The sequence below is a fragment of the Aeribacillus composti genome (assembly GCF_007827555.1).
In the GTDB taxonomy this organism is placed as follows: Bacteria; Bacillota; Bacilli; order Bacillales; family Aeribacillaceae; genus Aeribacillus; species Aeribacillus composti.
The window spans coordinates 14,962-32,922 of sequence record NZ_VISS01000031.1 but is presented as its reverse complement, the minus strand read 5'-3'; the positions used below and the strand labels follow the sequence as shown (position 1 = coordinate 32,922).

The 17,961-nt window shown below is 38.0% G+C and carries 16 protein-coding genes; 10 read left to right on the top strand and 6 right to left on the bottom strand.

Annotated elements, in window-relative coordinates:
• Positions 1–1,104: 1,104 nt before the first annotated feature.
• Positions 1,105–1,860, bottom strand: a complete 756-nt coding sequence (locus FB379_RS14845; RefSeq protein WP_063387708.1) for an amino acid ABC transporter ATP-binding protein — start codon at positions 1,858–1,860, stop codon at positions 1,105–1,107.
• A 1,504-nt stretch (positions 1,861–3,364) separates the two neighbouring features.
• Here FB379_RS14845 and isdC point away from each other — a divergent pair.
• The 10 genes from isdC to FB379_RS14795 all read left to right on the top strand — a co-directional run bounded on the left by isdC (position 3,365) and on the right by FB379_RS14795 (position 13,520).
• Positions 3,365–4,042, top strand: a complete 678-nt coding sequence (isdC, locus tag FB379_RS14840) for a heme uptake protein IsdC (RefSeq protein WP_063387709.1) — start codon at positions 3,365–3,367, stop codon at positions 4,040–4,042.
• A gap of 15 nt (positions 4,043–4,057) precedes the next feature.
• Positions 4,058–6,832, top strand: a complete 2,775-nt coding sequence (locus FB379_RS14835) for an NEAT domain-containing protein (RefSeq protein ID WP_144598285.1) — start codon at positions 4,058–4,060, stop codon at positions 6,830–6,832.
• 127 nt (positions 6,833–6,959) lie between these two features.
• On the top strand, positions 6,960–7,841 hold the full coding sequence (gene isdE, locus FB379_RS14830; protein WP_063387711.1) for a heme ABC transporter substrate-binding protein IsdE: 882 nt from the start codon (positions 6,960–6,962) through the stop codon (positions 7,839–7,841).
• A gap of 29 nt (positions 7,842–7,870) precedes the next feature.
• Positions 7,871–8,851 (top strand): FecCD family ABC transporter permease, encoded by a 981-nt coding sequence (locus tag FB379_RS14825; protein WP_063387712.1) that lies wholly within the window; start codon positions 7,871–7,873, stop codon positions 8,849–8,851.
• On the top strand, positions 8,841–9,638 hold the full coding sequence (locus FB379_RS14820; RefSeq protein WP_130157533.1) for an ABC transporter ATP-binding protein: 798 nt from the start codon (positions 8,841–8,843) through the stop codon (positions 9,636–9,638). The genes FB379_RS14825 and FB379_RS14820 overlap by 11 nt, the downstream gene beginning before the upstream one ends.
• Entirely contained in the window at positions 9,635–10,402 is a 768-nt protein-coding gene (gene srtB / locus FB379_RS14815; protein WP_144598284.1) for a class B sortase, read from the top strand. The genes FB379_RS14820 and srtB overlap by 4 nt, the downstream gene beginning before the upstream one ends.
• A gap of 74 nt (positions 10,403–10,476) precedes the next feature.
• Complete coding sequence (locus FB379_RS14810) at positions 10,477–11,424, top strand: ABC transporter substrate-binding protein (RefSeq protein WP_311066557.1); 948 nt, start codon at positions 10,477–10,479, stop codon at positions 11,422–11,424.
• Positions 11,421–12,416, top strand: a complete 996-nt coding sequence (locus tag FB379_RS14805; protein WP_144598283.1) for a FecCD family ABC transporter permease — start codon at positions 11,421–11,423, stop codon at positions 12,414–12,416. Before FB379_RS14810 ends, FB379_RS14805 begins: the two co-directional genes overlap by 4 nt.
• The gene (locus FB379_RS14800; protein WP_130157530.1) at positions 12,403–13,218 is read left to right on the top strand and encodes an ABC transporter ATP-binding protein; all 816 of its coding nucleotides are present in this window, start codon (positions 12,403–12,405) and stop codon (positions 13,216–13,218) included. The genes FB379_RS14805 and FB379_RS14800 overlap by 14 nt, the downstream gene beginning before the upstream one ends.
• The gene (locus FB379_RS14795) at positions 13,188–13,520 is read left to right on the top strand and encodes an antibiotic biosynthesis monooxygenase (RefSeq protein ID WP_063387718.1); all 333 of its coding nucleotides are present in this window, start codon (positions 13,188–13,190) and stop codon (positions 13,518–13,520) included. The genes FB379_RS14800 and FB379_RS14795 overlap by 31 nt, the downstream gene beginning before the upstream one ends.
• Before the next feature lie 426 nt (positions 13,521–13,946).
• Here the strand turns inward: FB379_RS14795 and FB379_RS14790 are convergent, their stop codons facing one another.
• From FB379_RS14790 to FB379_RS14770, 5 genes are read right to left on the bottom strand one after another with little or no spacing between them, the layout of a single operon-like run.
• Entirely contained in the window at positions 13,947–14,375 is a 429-nt protein-coding gene (locus FB379_RS14790) for an OsmC family protein (protein WP_063387719.1), read from the bottom strand.
• A 19-nt stretch (positions 14,376–14,394) separates the two neighbouring features.
• A complete protein-coding gene (locus FB379_RS14785) occupies positions 14,395–15,141 on the bottom strand; it encodes an amino acid ABC transporter ATP-binding protein (protein ID WP_066250100.1) in 747 nt (248 codons plus the stop codon).
• 12 nt (positions 15,142–15,153) lie between these two features.
• The gene (locus FB379_RS14780) at positions 15,154–15,795 is read right to left on the bottom strand and encodes an amino acid ABC transporter permease (RefSeq protein WP_130157528.1); all 642 of its coding nucleotides are present in this window, start codon (positions 15,793–15,795) and stop codon (positions 15,154–15,156) included.
• Positions 15,796–15,813: 18 nt separating this feature from the next.
• Positions 15,814–16,644: a substrate-binding periplasmic protein gene (locus tag FB379_RS14775; protein ID WP_144598282.1), complete on the bottom strand. Its 831-nt coding sequence runs from the start codon at positions 16,642–16,644 to the stop codon at positions 15,814–15,816.
• 15 nt (positions 16,645–16,659) lie between these two features.
• On the bottom strand, positions 16,660–17,283 hold the full coding sequence (locus FB379_RS14770; RefSeq protein WP_232515597.1) for a TetR/AcrR family transcriptional regulator: 624 nt from the start codon (positions 17,281–17,283) through the stop codon (positions 16,660–16,662).
• Positions 17,284–17,961 lie beyond the last annotated feature (678 nt).

Sequence of the window (17,961 nt, the reverse complement as noted above, 5' to 3'; positions counted from 1 at the left end):
TCGGCCTGGCTTTCCTTTTTGATTGATCGATTCTTTGCCGATCATTTATCCTGCAAAAGGGATGTAATACGAAAAATTACTAATAGGAAACGCGATTTTTGCTAAGTAGAAAAACACGGGGTCAGCATATATAAAAATCTCTGTTAGTTCATAGTTATTTTTAATTAATCTTGCCGATTGTTCAGCAGTTTCACAAATCAAAGGTGTCGTCATCAATTCATTACATTCGGCAGCGATCTTACCAATTTCATGGTATTAGGCTCAAGCACAACATCTGCAATCATTAATTGAATAATTCCACCTCCTTAAAATGGTTTTAATAATCTATAATGAAAATATTCCGTCTTTATTAAAAGCAGCATCCCATTTAAACTGTCTTTAAATAGATTATTTTTTTAAAATGCAGCATTCTCAATATTATCGTCAGGAGATCTGACAAATTATAAAAAGTAAACGTTTTCAAAACTACCTATTTTAGAAAAAGTTGGCGAACGTATAGGATAAAATCTGGGTAAAACCGATGAACTGCTTGTTCATTGCACAGACAACGATGCTTTACATTTTGCCGGGTTTCAAAAGAATAGGACATTTTTTCTGGAAACATATGGATAGATATTCAGCTTTGTATAATTGCCACTTGATCGAAATCTTCCTTGAAAAACTTCTTCGCATAACGGTGTGAGAATTTTGCATTACTGTTGGATCAATAAAGTGCTTGTACTCATGCATTTCGAAAGAATACTACGCTGCTGAACAGTGCTATGCTGATGCTATTATTTTACCACGTTCTTGAGAAACTTGCTTTTGCTTGTCGTGTTGTTAAAATATTTGGTAGTGATGGCTATTTAATACTTTAATGGGAAATTTCGGATCGTTTCGAAGGTTCTTTATTTTTACGGGAGCTTCCACATCCTGATATGTTCATTCCGTAGGATGCCCAGTGGAAACAGCTTGAATAGTGGTGCTCGTAAAGGATATTGAAGGAAATCAATCAATATTCGGCAAAAGCCCTAAACAATTCGTATTTGAATCGTTTAGGGCTAGGAATTCTGTGTTTGGGTCTGTATTTACAGTGATGTGAAAGGACAGAGGCTGTTCAATTGTTTAAATATAGTAAGTAAAATCCTCGGGTATTACCCGCTTTAAGAACTGTTTTGTTCTTTCTTCTTTTGGATGTGTGAAAATTTCTTTAGGTGATCCTTCTTCTACAATGACTCCGCCATCCATAAAAATCACCCGATTGGCAACATCTTTCGCAAAAGACATTTCATGAGTTACAACCAACATTGTTGTTCCTTCTTTGGCAATTTGCTTCATAACTGTTAAAACTTCACCAACTAATTCCGGATCCAGTGCTGAAGTTGGTTCATCAAATAAAATGATGTCTGGATTTAAAGCAATCGCTCTTGCAATGCCAACCCTTTGCTGCTGCCCGCCCGATAATTCACTAGGGTAAGCATTGTATTTGTGGGACAGTCCTACTTTATCCAATGCTTTTTTTCCAATTTCATTCGCTTTTTCTTTTGGAATCTTCCTGCCAATAATAAGCCCCTCTGTTACATTTTCTAATGCTGTTTTATTATTAAACAAATTGTAATTTTGAAATACAAATGCAGTCTTTTGTCTTATTGCATGAATTTGTTTTCTAGTTGCTTTATGAAGATCAACCTGAATATCCCCAAAAATTGCCTGACCTTGATCTGCTTTTTCAAGAAAATTTATGCATCTTAGCAATGTTGTCTTTCCTGATCCGCTCGGTCCAAGTATGACGACAACATCCCCTTTATCTATTTTTAAATCAACTCCGTTTAAAACTTTGTTTTTCCCAAATGATTTATGTACATTTTTAATTTCCAGCATGTTATCCACCTCTTTCCTTCAAGCTTAAGTCTGGTAGTTTTATAAATATTCTCCAAAACTACATATCAATATAAAATTCAAAAAATTCCGACATGTTAAGCTCTTAATATTATTTCATGCAATGGCACCCTATGACTTAATGATGTGCTTTAATAAAATTGACAGTGGCTGTACAAAAATTTGAAAGTGCTGCAGCCGGCGTTTGAGGAATGAGCATTCTAAATGCCTGAACATTTTAATCCAACTGACTGTGCAGTCATAAGTTATATATGATTTCATTTGCATAAGGATAGGCTCTGTCATATGCAAGCTTTTGAATCACTATCTTTGCAGTGTCAAATGATGAACGAGAGGATGTATTTGATCCACACCCTGTTAGTAGATGAGTAATGCTAAATCTGTACTTACCGCTTGTCGTCTGCACCTTTTATCCATTCAAAAATCTGTACCATCTAATTGAGTCGTTTTAAATTTAAATCATACTATTTAGCTAGGTTTAATTTTCTATAATAATAGATCTTAATAATTTGAAAGTCAACAGTTGATTGTACAGATCGGCCAAATTGATAAAAAGAAATGAGAGTTACTAGTATTATGAGCTTGTTTTGAAGTTTCATTGTAGGTGCAGCGAAAATATTATTGTTTGAAGAAATGCTTATATGTATTTTCAATACTTTATTGCCCAGTTGTAAACTCATATAGAACAGCTGGCGAATATTATTTAAAAAAATTATTCAAAAATAATTAATTTCATTTCACACTCCATTTCGTATTCAAACTTTTTAAAAAAAGTTTATGTCTAATTTTTACCGTTTTTGTATCTGCTCTATATTACTTTTTTATAGAAACTAAACTTATTTTTATGGAGATAACAGCTTCTCCATACATATTTTTATGGAGTTCATATTGCGTTATCGATACATAAAGAAGAAAGTGCTGGTACAAACATTAAATTTTCTTAATAAAGTTTAATCAATGAAACAGTATTTTTTAAAAATACTCCAAATCTTCCATTTTCCCCTTGGCCTTAACAGCTTTATTACCCTACCACGTTTCCGAAAAAAGGGAACTGATCTAATTTGTTGCATCTCCATTTTTTCTTCTATTCATTTTGTTAATCGATAGCTTATATTCACATGAATAATACACTGTCCGAATAATTTTTCAGACATAAAGCGAATCAATCATTCCGATAAATACAAATTATTTTTTTATGGATGAAATTCAATTAAACAAGATTTTTCTATTTTCCTGTAAAAAATTCGACTAAAGTCTTCTAATACGGAGTATCCCACTGAATAAAAAACTACTAAATGAAAAATTTCTATAATGATGGAAAACTGGAAGATTCATAAAAATTTATTGACAATGAGAATCGTTATTAATAAAATGACTCTTGAGATTGAGAATCATTATTGATAAGTGGCCGAAAGGGGGAAAGCTATTTAATTCTGGAATATAACAATCTATTAATTAAATTTTAAAGGAGGGTACGGATCAAAAAATGAAAAAAATTTTTTCAGTCGTCTTTTTACTTTTTGTAGTTTTTTATGCTTCATTGCCGGCATCGGCGAATAATTCCTTGGCTGATGGAACATATACCATCAACTATAAAGTTTTAAAAGCAGATAATGATTCGGTATCCATAGCCAATGATTATTGGGAAAAGCCTGCAAAACTAATTGTGAAAAATGGCAAATACTTTGTTCAAGTAAGATTAAATCATAGTTCGTGGATTAAAGAATTTAAAGTCTCTAATGTAGATACAAAAGTGATAAGCACAGATACTTCTGCAAATAAAAGAGTTGCGCAATTTGAAGTAGATCAAGTTCCCGACATTGTAACCTCTCAAATACATGTTTATATTCCAGAAGAAGAATTTCCTGGAGAGGGTGTTTATGACAGCCATTACACAATAAGACTAAAGTTTGATCAAAATAGCATTAAAGCTGTTAGCTCAGATTCTAATAGTTCAAACGAATCATCTACCTCTGCTTCTACAAAAACAAGCAATGAAAAAAGTAGTCAAAATAAAACAAACAATCAAAATGAAACAGACAAGCAGACAGAAAATAATCCGGAAACTAGTGACAGCACGTCACTTTATGTTTTCATCGGTTTATTTTTATTATCTGCAGCATTTCTAACTTTTAAATTCAAATCTAGATTTAAAGTTTCGTAGAAGGGGAGGTTTCTTGTGAAGAAAAGGATTAGAAAGTTTTTTGCCATTTTTATGGTTGTCCTGCTATTATTGCCGACCGTCAAAATACAGCCTGTTTTTGCTGAATCGGCTTTAGCAGACGGAGAATACACGATTGGCTTTAGGGTCTTGAAAAACGGAACAGAAGATACCTCGACAATGGACGGCTATACCGTGAAGCCGGCCGGCTTAACAGTGCAGAACGGCAAAACATATGTATCAGTGACATTAAAAAGCAGCGAATGGATTAAAACCTTTCAAGTAGAACGAAATGGTGAATACGTCGATGCGGAGGTTGTATCGACGAATGAAGCAGAAAACACAAGAGTCGTCAAGTTTGAGGTGGATGATTTAACGAAAAAATTGAATGTTCAAACAAGAGTCGCCGTACCAGGCGTATATGATACAGTTCATACGGTTCAATTCTTGTTTGATGTAAACAGCATTACACCAGTGCAGGCGGAGCAGCCGGAAGAGGGCGGGCAAGAGCCTGAAAATCCAGGTCAAGAAGATGGGGAAGAGCCGAAAGATCCAACTCCTGGAGATACTGAGCCAAATCCGCAGCCGGGAGAAGATGGCAATCAAGATGAACAGCCTGCGGAACAGCTTCAAGACGGCGAATATACGATTGGCTTTAGGGTCTTGAAAAACGGGACAGAAGATACCTCAACAATGGACGGCTATACTGTGAAGCCAGCTGGTTTAACAGTACAGGACGGCAAAAAATACGTCTCAGTGACGTTAAAAAGCAGCGAATGGATTAAAACCTTTCAAGTAGAACGAAACGGTGAATATGTCGATGCGGAGGTTGTATCGACGAATGAGACAGAAAATACGAGAGTCGTCAAATTTGAAGTAGATGATTTAACGAAAAAACTGAATGTTCAAACAAGAGTTGCCGTACCAGGGGTATATGATACGGTTCATACTGTTCAATTCTTGTTTGATGTAGACAGCATTACACCAGTGCAGGATGGACAGCCGGAAGAAGGCGGCCAAGAGCCTGAAAATCCGGGACAAGAAGATGGCGAGGAACCAAATGATCCAGCTCCTGGAGAAGATGGTGATCAAGATGAACAGCCTGCTGAACAGCTTCAAGACGGAGAATACACGATTGACTTGACAGTGTTCAAAAACGGGACAGATGATATCTCATCAATGGATAACTATACAGAGAAGCCGGCCCGTTTAACAGTGCAGGACGGCAAAAAATACGTCTTATTGACGTTAAAAAGCAGTTCATTAATTAAAAGCTTTAAAGTAGAGCGAAATGGAGAATATGTCGATGCAGAGGTTGTATCGACAAATGTAGAAAAAAATACAAGAGTCGTCAAGTTTGAAGTAGACGATTTAACAAAAAAATTGAATGCTCAATTGACTGTTTCGGTTCCGAACATGTATGAAATGACGCATACCGTTCAATTCAAGTTTGATGTAGACAGCATTACACCAGTGCAGGCGGAGCAGCCGGAAGAAGGAGGCCAAGAGCCTGAAAATCCAGGACAAGAAGATGGCGAGGAACCGAATGATCCAGCTCCTGGAGATAATGAGCCAAATCCGCAGCCGGGAGAAGATGGCGATCAGGATGAACAGCCTGCTGAAGAGCTTCAAGACGGTGAATATACGATTGACTTTAAGGTCTTAAAAGACAAGACAGAAGATATCTCGATGATGGATGGCTATACTGTGAAACCGGCTCGCTTATCGGTGAAGGATGGCAAAAAATACGTCTCCGTGACGTTAAAAAACAGCGGATGGATTAAAAGCTTTCAAGTAGAGCGAAACGGTCAATATGTCGATGCGGAGGTTGTATCGACGAATGACGTAGAAGACACAAGAGTCGTCAAGTTTGAAGTGGACGATTTAACGAAAAAACTGAATGTTCAAACAAGAGTTGTTATACCGCAATATGGTTATGATGGATCTTATACGGTTCAAATCCAGTTTGATGTAGACAGCATCAAACCAGTAAAGAAGGATCAGCCGGATGAGGATGGACAAAAACCAGAAGATCCTGGGAAAGATCCGGGTACAAATAAGCCTGGAGACAATCCATCGAACAATAACAATCAAAATTCTGGAAATAACAATGGCGGACAAACAAGAAATGAGTTGGCTGACGGTCTATATACCGTGGAATTTACTGTATTAAAAAATGGTACAGAAGAACCGTCAATGGTCAATGATTATGTTGTCAGCCCGGCACTATTAACTGTAAAAAATGGACAATTAGATGTTGCGTTCACATTGCTAAAAAGCTCATGGATCACGAAATTACAAGTGGAAAGAAACGGCCAATATCAAGATGTGGAAGTGCGAAGCAAAAATGAAAAAGAAGATACAAGAGTAGTAGGTTTCCCGATCGAAGATTTATCTAAAAAAGTGAATGCTAAGATCAAGGTGGATATTCCAGATCTTCAATATCACAATACGTATGATATCCAAATTGCTTTTGATCCAGATAGTGTAAAACCATATGATGGAACAGATGTTCCAACGAGGAATACGAATTCCAGCGATCAAGATCAAAACCAAAATCAGGATCAAAATCAACAAAATAGCAATAGCGATGACGATTCACTAACCTTTAACCGAGATGCAGATCAACAGTCGACAGACGATGACGCTTCCAATAACTCAAATAATTCAACCGTGAATGCCAAAACGGCTGATCTTTCCCAAATTGGTTTGTATTTGGCATTGCTGCTAGGATCTCTTGCCATCATAGTTTGGAAGAATCGCTCAAGGCTCCTTATTCATTTGAAAAAATAACCTGACTGTTGTCTTGATGCGGACATGCGCATCAAGACAACATTTTCTTATTTAAAAAAATATGACAACGACTTTTTAGGTCGGTCGAAAGCGGGGAGGCTTTGTTTAAGTGTGTAAACAAAGAAGAATGGGATGGCTGATCCTTTTGATAATGCTGCTGGTTGTCGTCGCCGGTTGTTCTTCATCTGCTGCTGAATCAACGGAACAAAAAAAGCCGAAAAAACAGGATCATCGAGTTGTCTCATTATCTGTTGCCGTTACGGAAATTTTTGATGCGTTAGATATTGATTTAGTTGGCGTCCCCACAAGCAGCAAAAAACTGCCGGAGCGGTATAAGAATGCGAAAAGAGTGGGGTATGCTAAAAATCCTGATATGGAAGTTTTGATGTCTTTAAAACCTACTGATGTATACTCTGTTTCAACTATTCAATATGATTTAGAGCCAGTGTTTGAAAAACATAACGTTCAAGTAGATTTTTTGGATTTAACCAGTCTTCAATCAATGGAAAAGGAAATTCTTGCACTCGGAGAAAAATATGAACGACAAAAACAAGCGAAGAAGATCGTTGATAGATTCGAAAAAAAAGTAAAAGAAATCCAGAAAAAAACTCGTAACTTGGAAAAACCAAATGTTTTAATCTTACTCGGAGTTCCCGGAAGTTACTTAGTGGCAACAGAGCATTCCTATATTGGCGATCTAGTGAAATTGGCGGGTGGAAACAACGTGATTCAAGGAGAGAAAGTGGAGTATTTAGAATCTAACACAGAATATTTATATGAATCCAATCCCGATGTCATATTAAGGCTTGCTCACGGCATGCCGGAGGAAGTAGTCAAAATGTTCGATGAAGAATTTAAGAAGAACGATATATGGAAGCATTTTGATGCTGTCAAAAATGGCAGGGTGTATGATCTGGAAGAAGAATTGTTCCCGACTACCGCAACCATTCGAGCGGATGAAGCTTTAGATGAATTGGTGAAATATTTGTATCCTGAGTTTCATGAATAAGCGGACAAAAAAGAAAAGGGTGCTGATCCATGAAGAAAACGTGGCTAACTTTTGCAGTGGTGACCACAATGCTGGTTGTTGTCACTTTTTTCTCTATTGTGAACGGAAGTTTGGAAATTGGCGTTGCTGAGTTGATCAGAGGCCTTTTGTTTGGTGGAAATGAAGATGTAGAAGTCATAAAAGATATGAGATTTCCGCGGATCATTGTGTCCCTTTTTGCTGGAGCAAATTTGGCGGTATCGGGATTATTATTGCAGGCAGTCATGAGAAATCCTTTGGCGGAAGCTGGGATCATCGGGATTTCTTCAGGAGCCAATTTTGTTGCATTAACTATGATCAGCTTCTTTCCTACGTTGTTTTTTTGGATGCCGCTGTTTGCTTTTCTTGGAGGGATACTTGCCTGTTTTCTTGTCTATTCCTTTTCATGGAAATCAGGGCTCAGCCCCCTTCGATTAATTTTAGTTGGGGTGGCAGTCAATGCGGTGTTTACTGCATTATATGAATCCTTTAACTACAGAGGTTATACGACAACCAGTTCTGCGAAAGCTACTGCATCAACATTATCTCAACAAACGTGGGACGATGTTCAAACAATTGTTATATATGGTTCCATCGGTTTAATATTGTCCTTGCTCGTTTATTCTTGGTGCAACATGCTGGCTTTACAAGATAAAACGGCGCGAAATCTGGGGCTTCACGTGACAAGAGCTCGGGTTATTATATCTGCGATTGCAGTTTATTTGGCAAGCGTCACAACCGCAACTGTTGGGGTCATTGCATTTGTCGGTTTGCTAATTCCCCATATTGGACGGCTATTAGTCGGTTCAGATTATAAAATATTAACACCATTCTCCATTTTATCAGGAGCTTTGCTTATTTTAACGGCCGACACAATCGGACGGGTGTTTTTAGCGCCGACGGAACTTCCTGCATCCATTATTATGTCATTAATCGGCGGTCCCTTTTTGATTATATTGATTAGAAGGAGTGATCGCATCTATGGAGGTTAAAAATGTTTCATTTTCATATAATCAAAAAGAGGATCAGTTAAAATCAATTAACCTTGCTGTTGAACCTGGTAAAATTACGACGATTATCGGTCCGAATGGATGCGGAAAGTCCACATTATTAGAAGTTATGTCTAGCCACAATGCACCGCAAAAAGGCCAGATTATTTTGGACGGAAAATTGATTCAACAATATAAGCCGAAGGAATTGGCGAAGAAACTATCGGTTGTTCATCAAAAAAATGAAATTCCTTTTGATATCAATGTCGAAAACCTGGTGAGCTACGGCCGCATGCCGTATAAAAGATTTTTTCATCATCATAACTCAGAAGAGGATGAAGAAGTGATTGATTGGGCGCTTTCCATTACCAATTTACAATCAAAACGAAAAGAAAAAGTAGAACAGCTGTCTGGGGGAGAAAGACAGCGAGTTTGGATAGCGATGGCATTGGCGCAAAAAACCCCTATTTTGTTTTTGGATGAACCGACAACATATTTGGATGTTTATTATCAATTCGAAATTTTAGAGCTCATCAAGAAGTTAAACAGGGAGTATAACATTACGATTGTGATGGTGCTGCATGATATGAATCAAGCCATTCGTTATAGTGATTGGATTATTGTGATGAAAAACGGCGAAATTGTGACGGAAGGTTCTCCAAAAGAAGTGATCACGGAAGGAATGATTGAAAGCATTTATGGGGTAAGAGCCATAGTCAATCATAATGATCAAAGCGGATTTTATGTTGTGCCAATGGGAGTTGCTAGAAGGAATGACAATGCGACATGAATGATCGGGGATTGAGAAAGATCATTGGGAAACTCGTTAGCATTGTTTGCATTGGGATTTTGTTTTTTTCAGCGTATCAAATTATAAGTATCCTTTACGATTACTATACAAACCGGCAAGTTTTAGCTGAAATACAAGAGGTTTATCAAGAAAATCGTACCGAGAGAACTTCTCACGAAGGCAAGGACTTTGAAAGAATTCGTTCGTCTTTTATTGAATTGCAGCGCATTAACCAAGATATTGTTGGTTGGATTGAAATTCCCGACACATACATTTCGTATCCGATTCTTCAAGCGGAAAACAATGAGTTTTATTTAACAAGAAATTATAAAAAAGAGAAATCGAGGGCTGGAAGCATTTTTATGGATTATCGAAATGATGTGAAAGGCCTAAATCAAAATGTTATCCTTTACGGACATCGTATGAAAGATGACACGATGTTTGGACAATTAGATAAATATCTGGATGAATCGTTTTTCCAGCATCACCGCACCATTTATTTTGATACGTTATATGAAAGCTACGATGCTGAAATATTTTCAGTATATAAAACGACTACAGATTTTTATTATATCGATACTGAATTTTCCTCTGATGACGAATTTTTATCATTTGTCAATCAGTTAAAAAATCGTTCCATTTATAAGACCGATATTGATATCGAACCGAATGATCAAATTTTAACTTTATCTACTTGTGATTACACGTTTCCTGGAGGAGAAGGGAGACTTGTCATACATGCAAAATTAAAGAAGAACAAGTAAATGGTTGAAAATTTTGAAAATAACAATTGACAATGATAATCATTTTTAATTAAAATGATAAAGGAGGGATACTTTTGAAAACAAAACTTTTCCAAATCACCCTCACGTTTTTCTTATTGCTCTTATTTACCGGATGCGGGGTAAAAGGAACTGAATCAACAGGAGGGACAAAAGTAACAGAAAGCAAAGTGAAAGTGACCGATGCATCAGGTCGTGAAGTTGCTTTTGACACTCATCCGAAAAAATTTGCTTCATTAACGATCGGTGATATGGATATCATTCATCAATTAGGAGGGGAAATTGTCGGCAGGCCTAGTACGAAGGTAGAGATACCGGAAGAATTAGTAAAAGTAGAAGAAATCGGAAATACACACCAGCCGAATATAGAGAAGATCGTAAGTTTGAAGCCAGATGTGTTAATTGCCAATGTTGGTTTTGATAAAAACATCCCCGCATTGGAGAATCAAGGAATACAAACTATCATGACGGAAGCGAATTCCATTGAAGATATAAAGAAAAACATCGAAACATATGGAACTCTTCTCGGTAAAGAATCGAAAGCTCAAGAGTTGATTAAACAAATCGAGCAAGTCGTTGAGAAGCAAACGGAAGCTTCCGAAGCTCAAGCATTGCTTGTTTATGGAGCACCTGGATCATTTTTAGCAGCTCTCCCAACGTCATTGGCAGGAGATATTTTAGAAAAATCGGGTGGAATCAATGTAGCATCGAACTTTCCAAAGTTAAAAGAATATCCGCAATACGCTCAATTAGCGGTAGAACGTGTGGTGGAAGCTGATCCAGATATCATTTACTTAATCACACACGGTGATCCTAGCGGGGTAGAAAAAGCATTTAAACAAGAAATGGAAAAAAATGCAGCTTGGAAAAACTTAGATGCAGTAAAAAAAGGAAACATTGTGGTGCTGCCATCGAATTTGTTTGGCACTAATCCGGGGACAAAGATCACAGAAGCAGTGGAATATATGCGTCAAAGCTTGAAAGATATAGGAAAGGATTCATGATGAATCGAAAGAAACGAATATGGCTTATCATCATTCTGATCATCTTATTGTTTCTAAGCGTATTCTATAGCCTGACAGCAGGCAGTATCTCTATTTCATTTAAGGAAATTTTTGCGGATATGGGCGATAAGGAATCGTTAGTGTACCGTGTTGTTTGGGATTTGCGGCTCCCAAGGATTCTCGTTGGGCTGCTTGTCGGCATGTGTTTAGCGGTTTCGGGTGCTATTTTACAAGGTGTAATGAAAAACCCGCTTGCGGATCCCGGTATTATTGGCGTGACGTCTGGGGCAGGACTGGCAGCGACGGTGATCATGGTGCTGTATCCCGATCAACTGCACATTTTGCCTTTAGCAGCCTTTCTAGGCGCTTTTCTTACGGCTATGCTCATTTATTTGCTAGCTTGGCAAGATGGAACTTCCATTGTTCGAATTATGCTGGTCGGGATTTCAATCAACGCCTTTTTAGGTGCGATCATGTCATGTATTATGATTTTACATAGCGACAAAGTTCAAGCGGTTCTGCCGTGGCTAAATGGCGGGATTAGCGGCGTAAGCTGGGTGCATGTAGAGATGATTGTTTATTATGCCATTTTTGCACTGGCATTAGCGTTTTTTTCCATCAAACATATCCGCATGTTGATGCTGGGGGATGAGGTGGCCACTTTATTAGGCCATCAAGTGGAAAGAAGCAGATTTTTCTTAATTTTTGTCAGTGCTCTTTTAGCTGGAATAGCCGTCAGTGTGGCCGGACTGGTAGGATTTGTAGGTCTTATCGTTCCGCATATCATTCGATTGCTCGTCGGAAACGATTATCGTTATTTGCTGCCATTATCCTGTGTAGGCGGCGGCATACTCGTTGTGTTCGCAGATGCTGCGGCAAGAAGCTGGTTTGATCCTATTGAACTGCCGGTAGGGATCCTGCTGTCTTTTCTAGGCGGTCCGTTTTTCCTATATTTGGTCTTTAAAGGGGGAGTGAAGCATGCTCACCGTTAAAGATCTGACTTACCACCATTCCAAACGATTCGGCATCAACGAAATGAATCTGGAATTGCCAAAGGGTGAAGTGATTAGCATTATTGGGCCTAATGGATCAGGAAAATCCACCTTGCTGCGGCTCATCGCTGCCTTATTACAGCCCCAAAATGGCGAGATCATTCTCGATGGAAAAAATATCGTTTCTGCGAATCGAAAAGATATTGCAAAACAATTAACTATGCTGCCGCAAACACATGATGTTACGCTCGATTTTACCGTACGTGAATTAGTAGAGTTCGGCAGGAACCCTTATAAACGCAAATTTGCCCCATTCAGTCAAGAAGATAAAGAAATCGTTGATTGGGCGTTAGCTCTTGCCAATGTGAAACAATATGAACATCAACACTTGTCTTCCTTATCAGGAGGCGAGAGGCAAAGAGCGTGGATTGCGATGGTTCTTGCCCAAAGTACTGAATATTTATTATTGGATGAACCGACCACGTTTTTAGATATTGTACATCAATTGGAAATTTTGGAGGTTGTCCAAACGATCAATCAACAGTATAACAGGACGGTCATCATGATTCTTCACGATCTGAATCAAGCCGCACAGTATAGTGACCGCTTAATCGTGATGAAAGACGGGACGATTTATCAACAAGGCAGTCCAGAGGAAGTATTTTCGGAAAAAATGTTTGAAGAGGTATTTGGTATTTCTGTCTCCATCCATGATATGGATGGAAAACCAATGTTTATTCCAAAACGATTCAAAAGAAAGGGGAAAAAAGAATGTACATCGTTACCAATTCCATTCGCGTGAAAAAAGGATATTCCGGAAAGTTAGTGGAGCGTTTTAAAATTAGAAAGGGAATTGAGAAATTTCCTGGGTTCATTCGTTTAGATCTCTTAGTAACAGACGGATTAAAAGATTATGACGAAGTTCGTGTATACACAACATGGGAGAACAAAGAAAGCTTCGAAGGCTGGTTCCACAGCGATGTGTTCCAAAAAGCGCATGAAAATCGAAAACAACATGATTATGTTATTGGAAATCAAGTGTCCTTCCATGAGCTAGCATATTCCTATGTAAAAGAAGATGAGCGTGCTGTCGAAAATTTATAAATAAAAAATGGCAGAACGATTTTTGTGAAGAAGGTTACAAAAATTGATTGGAAAAAGAATAGATATCCGAATTGCGGCCTTTTCCAAATGAATTGCGGGAAAAGGTCGTTTATTTTTTTCAGCAAAAACAAAAAATGTGGCACGGGGCTGTCCAGAAAGTCAAATCCCTATTGAAAACCAAAAATCATTAACATCGATATTTCATAAAAGGGGGGCCGTCAATAAGCCGAAAAAACGACTTATTAGACAGCCCCAATCAAGAAAATAGTTAGTTAAAACCGCAAACACTCCGGCTTGGACAGCGGAACAGCTGTTAGAAACAAGAAAATAGGTAGTTAAAGGCAGTTGCTAAAACAAAATTTGTATAAAAAATGATTGCAAAAGATTTTTCAATATCCTTTGTAATCAAAACTTTACTTCGTTTTTTCACTCTTTTTCAGCAGGAATTTCTTTGCCGTTCAATATTAGTTTGAACGTAACGTCGCCCTTTAAAGATGCAGAAACCGCACAATATTTTTGTTTGCCTAATTGGATGGCGCGCCAAACTTTTTTCGGCGTTATATCCCCATTTACTGTAAATGTGATGGTATAAGCGGTGAAAGAAGAGGGCAATTCTTCGCGACGCGTGCCGTCGACTGTAATATCAATTGCCTCAATATGATCTAATTCATGTCTTAAAATCATCGTTACATCAATTCCAATGCAGCCGGCAAGAGCCGCTAGGAGCATTTCTGTTGGGGTTGCGGCACTTCCTTCTCCACCGTAGTTTTCCGTGGCATCCATTGCCATTTTGTATCCGGATGGACCGACTGCTTCAAAAGCACGGCCGCCCTGCCATGTTGCTTTAATTTGCATATTGTTCAATTCCTCTCTTTTAAAACTCTGTAACTTGTTGCAAAAATTTTTGTGCCCGCGCTGTTTGCGGATGTTCAAAAAATGCTGCTGGCTTCGCATCTTCTACGATAACGCCGTCTGCCATAAATAAAATGCGGTCAGCGGCACTCCGGGCAAATTTCATCTCATGCGTTACAATAATCATCGTCATGCCGTCTTCTGCTAATTCTTTCATTACTTTTAATACTTCTCCTACAAGCTCCGGATCAAGTGCAGAAGTCGGTTCATCGAATAGCATCAACTTCGGTTCCATCGCAAGAGCTCTTGCGATCGCTACACGCTGTTGCTGCCCGCCTGACAGCTGAGACGGATAAGCATCTTCTTTTGCTGCAAGCCCGACTTTTTCTAACAAATTGGCTGCGATGCTGTATGCTTTTTCCTTCGGCATTTTTTTCACTACTAATAAAGCTTCCATTACATTTTGGACGGCCGTTTTATGCGGGTATAAATTAAATTGTTGAAACACCATCCCTGTTTTTCGACGAATGGCATAAATTTCTTTTTGTTGTGCTTTTTTTGAAGCATTTGCATCAATCACGTGACCGTCGACTGTAATGGTGCCGCCTGTAATTGTTTCAAGTCCGTTGATGCATCTTAAAAACGTACTTTTTCCTGAACCGCTTGGACCAATGACTGCCACTACTTGATGGGCTGGAATGGATAATGAAATATTTTTTAATATTTCATGCTGTCCAAAATTTTTCTGTAAATTTTTAATCTCTATCATGCTGTCACCACCTTAATAAACAGACAGCCGTTTTTCGATTTTATTTAATAAAAATGTAAAGAATGTACTCATAATCCAATACATCGCTGCAATGGCTGCATAAAACGGCATGTAAACATAATATTGCGCCACTAATAATTGAGCAGAGCGCATTAATTCTGTGACCGCAATAACGGATACGAGCGATGTTTCTTTTAACATTCCGACAAATGTATTGCCAAGTGGGGGGATAGCGTAGCGAATCGCTTGAGGGATGATAATTCGGCGCATCGCCTGGCGTTCCGTCATACCAGTTGCGAGCGCTGCTTCTGTTTGCCCTTTTGGTATGGATTGAATCGCACCGCGAAACGCTTCTGAAACATAAGCACCGATGTTAATACTTAGTGCAATATACGCAGCAGTTAATGGGCCTAATTCAATCCCATAATCAACTAAGCCATAATAAACGATGACGATTTGCACCAATGCCGGTGTCCCCCGAATAATGGACACATAGGCTCTTGCTATACCACGCAGAATGCGATTGCCCTTAAGCCGGGCAATCGCAATGATTAAACCAATGATTAAACCGAAGAACATGGAAACTACAGTAATGAGTAATGTATAATATGCCCCTTTTAACAAAAATGGCAAGTTTTCAATGACTAAGTCCATTTTGGCAACCTACTTTCATCATTCTTCGGTCGGCTCTTCGTCAAACCATTTTACATAAATTTCTTTATATGTTCCGTCTTCTTTCATTTCTTTCAATGCTTTATTTAAAGCATTTACCAATTCTTTATTGCCTTTTTTCACAGCAACGCCAGCTTGGTCCTCCTTAATTGGATCGCCGACGGCTTTAATTTTATAGCCGTTTTCTTCAATGACTGGTTTTAATGCATAGACATTGTTGATCGTTGCATCAATTCTGCCAGCATCCAAGTCTTTTAATGTTGTAATCACGTCATCATATGTGTTGATTTTAAAATCGCCCACTTTTGGCAATAATTCATTTCGCAAATATGCTTCATCATTCGTACCAAGTCCAACTCCGATTGTTTTTCCTTTAAAATCATTAACAGATTTGATGTCATTATTGTCTTCCCGAACGATCACTTTGACTTTATTTGTAATATATGGTTCTGTAAAATCGATTTGTTTTTTCCGTTCATCTGTGATTGTCACTTGGCTTACTAAAATATCAAATTTACCTTTTTGAAGCCCAGGAATTAAACCAGAAAATTCTTGTGCAACAAAATTTGCTTTAACTCCTAGACGTTTTGCCAATTCTTTCGCAATGTCAACGTCAAAGCCGTCGTATTCTTTGTTTTCATTCATAAAATTATAAGGTGCATAAGTACCCATAATGCCGACAGTGATTTCGCCTTTATCTTTGATTTCCTGTAATGCGTTTTTCTCTTGATCTTGAGTTTGTTTTTCTTTTTGATCATTGTTATTGCCGCATGCTGAAAGTATTAGAGCTGCTATTGCAATGAGTGAAATGAACCATCTTATTTTTTTCATGTTTATCCTCCTTCATTAGACACCAAAGATTCCAAAAAATTCAAAGTGTACAGTTTCTTCAATGAGCTGTTGAAGTGTTTTTTGCTGTAATGCATCTTTTGATGATGGCGATTGAAATAGCCATCTGGCTAAAACTCCTTCCAGGAGGCTCATGATGAATACTGCCAGTAATTTTGGATCTACTTCACGCGAGATCATTTTCAGTTCTTTGGCCTGTGCAATATTTTCCGCAAAAGCTGTTTCCATGTCTGCTTTAATCTCTTCCACTTTTTCTTGTATCTTTGGCTGAGAATGAATGCCTTTTAGCAATATGTTCATGAAATACTTATTGTTTTCAGCGAAATGAAAAATACGTTCAAACATTTGTGTCGTGGAAGCAACGGAATCTTGCAAGTCCACTTTTTTTGTGCGGTACCCTAGTTTGATTGCATCTAAAAGTTGGGCACGACCTATTTCCAGCATCTCAAGCGCGATCGCTTCTTTGCTTTTAAAATACCAATAAAATGTCCCTTGGGACACATTGCCTTTTGCGACGATATCTGAGACTTTCGTTTTTTCATAGCCAACTGTCGCAAATAATTCTAATGCAATTTGCAATAATTGCTGTTTTCTTTCCTGTCTTCGAGCTTCTGCCTGCACTATACCCCCCCTGACTGACTAATTAGTCAATTAAATCCTATAAGATTACTATAAATTAGTCAACACTTTTGCTTCATTTTTTTAAAAAGCATGCTGCAAATTTAGAAATGGTTCGGCTGAAAAGAATAACAGAGCGAATCACCGTTATTTTATGGAAATCTGCATTACGTTATTCGTCCCGCTTTCACACACAGTCCTCTGTGTTCGTTCATGAACAGAGCAAGAGAAGAAATCAAAGAAACAATGCTTTTCATGTGGTAAAAATGAATCTGCCGATGTCTGCAGCTGTTTTGCTGTTAACGAGATCAACTATCAACGTTTTCTTCATTATTTTCAACTGTATATCCCAGCAATTGATTTAGCTGACTTAGGAAATCAGTGAAAAAGGAAATAAAGATGGATTCATTGTAACTTTTCCCCTTTAGGATTTTATTAGCAAAAAAACAATGACGCCGTTTGCGAGCACTGTCCTTCTGCAAAGAGCCTTGCTTGTATGCGCGAAAAAAGAGCAGGAATGAGGATAAAATTTTGACACGTAATCAAGTTGTCTTGCATTTAGTTGTGGATAAAGAATATCAAGAATACCAATTCACCTATATTTTCAAAATGATCCTATCTTCTGTAAGTTTTCCTTCAAAAATATCTTCCTCAATTTCTGCTCGACGGTTTTTTATGAAA

Excerpts from the sequence above, each read along its gene's own strand:
- FB379_RS14845 (WP_063387708.1), bottom strand. The coding sequence starts at position 1,860 with ATGCTGGAAATTAAAAATGTACATAAATCATTTGGGAAAAACAAAGTT.
- isdC (WP_063387709.1), top strand. The coding sequence starts at position 3,365 with ATGAAAAAAATTTTTTCAGTCGTCTTTTTACTTTTTGTAGTTTTTTAT.
- isdE (WP_063387711.1), top strand. The coding sequence starts at position 6,960 with ATGGGATGGCTGATCCTTTTGATAATGCTGCTGGTTGTCGTCGCCGGT.
- FB379_RS14825 (WP_063387712.1), top strand. The coding sequence starts at position 7,871 with ATGAAGAAAACGTGGCTAACTTTTGCAGTGGTGACCACAATGCTGGTT.
- FB379_RS14820 (WP_130157533.1), top strand. The coding sequence starts at position 8,841 with ATGGAGGTTAAAAATGTTTCATTTTCATATAATCAAAAAGAGGATCAG.
- srtB (WP_144598284.1), top strand. The coding sequence starts at position 9,635 with ATGAATGATCGGGGATTGAGAAAGATCATTGGGAAACTCGTTAGCATT.
- FB379_RS14805 (WP_144598283.1), top strand. The coding sequence starts at position 11,421 with ATGATGAATCGAAAGAAACGAATATGGCTTATCATCATTCTGATCATC.
- FB379_RS14800 (WP_130157530.1), top strand. The coding sequence starts at position 12,403 with ATGCTCACCGTTAAAGATCTGACTTACCACCATTCCAAACGATTCGGC.
- FB379_RS14795 (WP_063387718.1), top strand. The coding sequence starts at position 13,188 with ATGTACATCGTTACCAATTCCATTCGCGTGAAAAAAGGATATTCCGGA.
- FB379_RS14790 (WP_063387719.1), bottom strand. The coding sequence starts at position 14,375 with ATGCAAATTAAAGCAACATGGCAGGGCGGCCGTGCTTTTGAAGCAGTC.
- FB379_RS14785 (WP_066250100.1), bottom strand. The coding sequence starts at position 15,141 with ATGATAGAGATTAAAAATTTACAGAAAAATTTTGGACAGCATGAAATA.
- FB379_RS14780 (WP_130157528.1), bottom strand. The coding sequence starts at position 15,795 with ATGGACTTAGTCATTGAAAACTTGCCATTTTTGTTAAAAGGGGCATAT.
- FB379_RS14775 (WP_144598282.1), bottom strand. The coding sequence starts at position 16,644 with ATGAAAAAAATAAGATGGTTCATTTCACTCATTGCAATAGCAGCTCTA.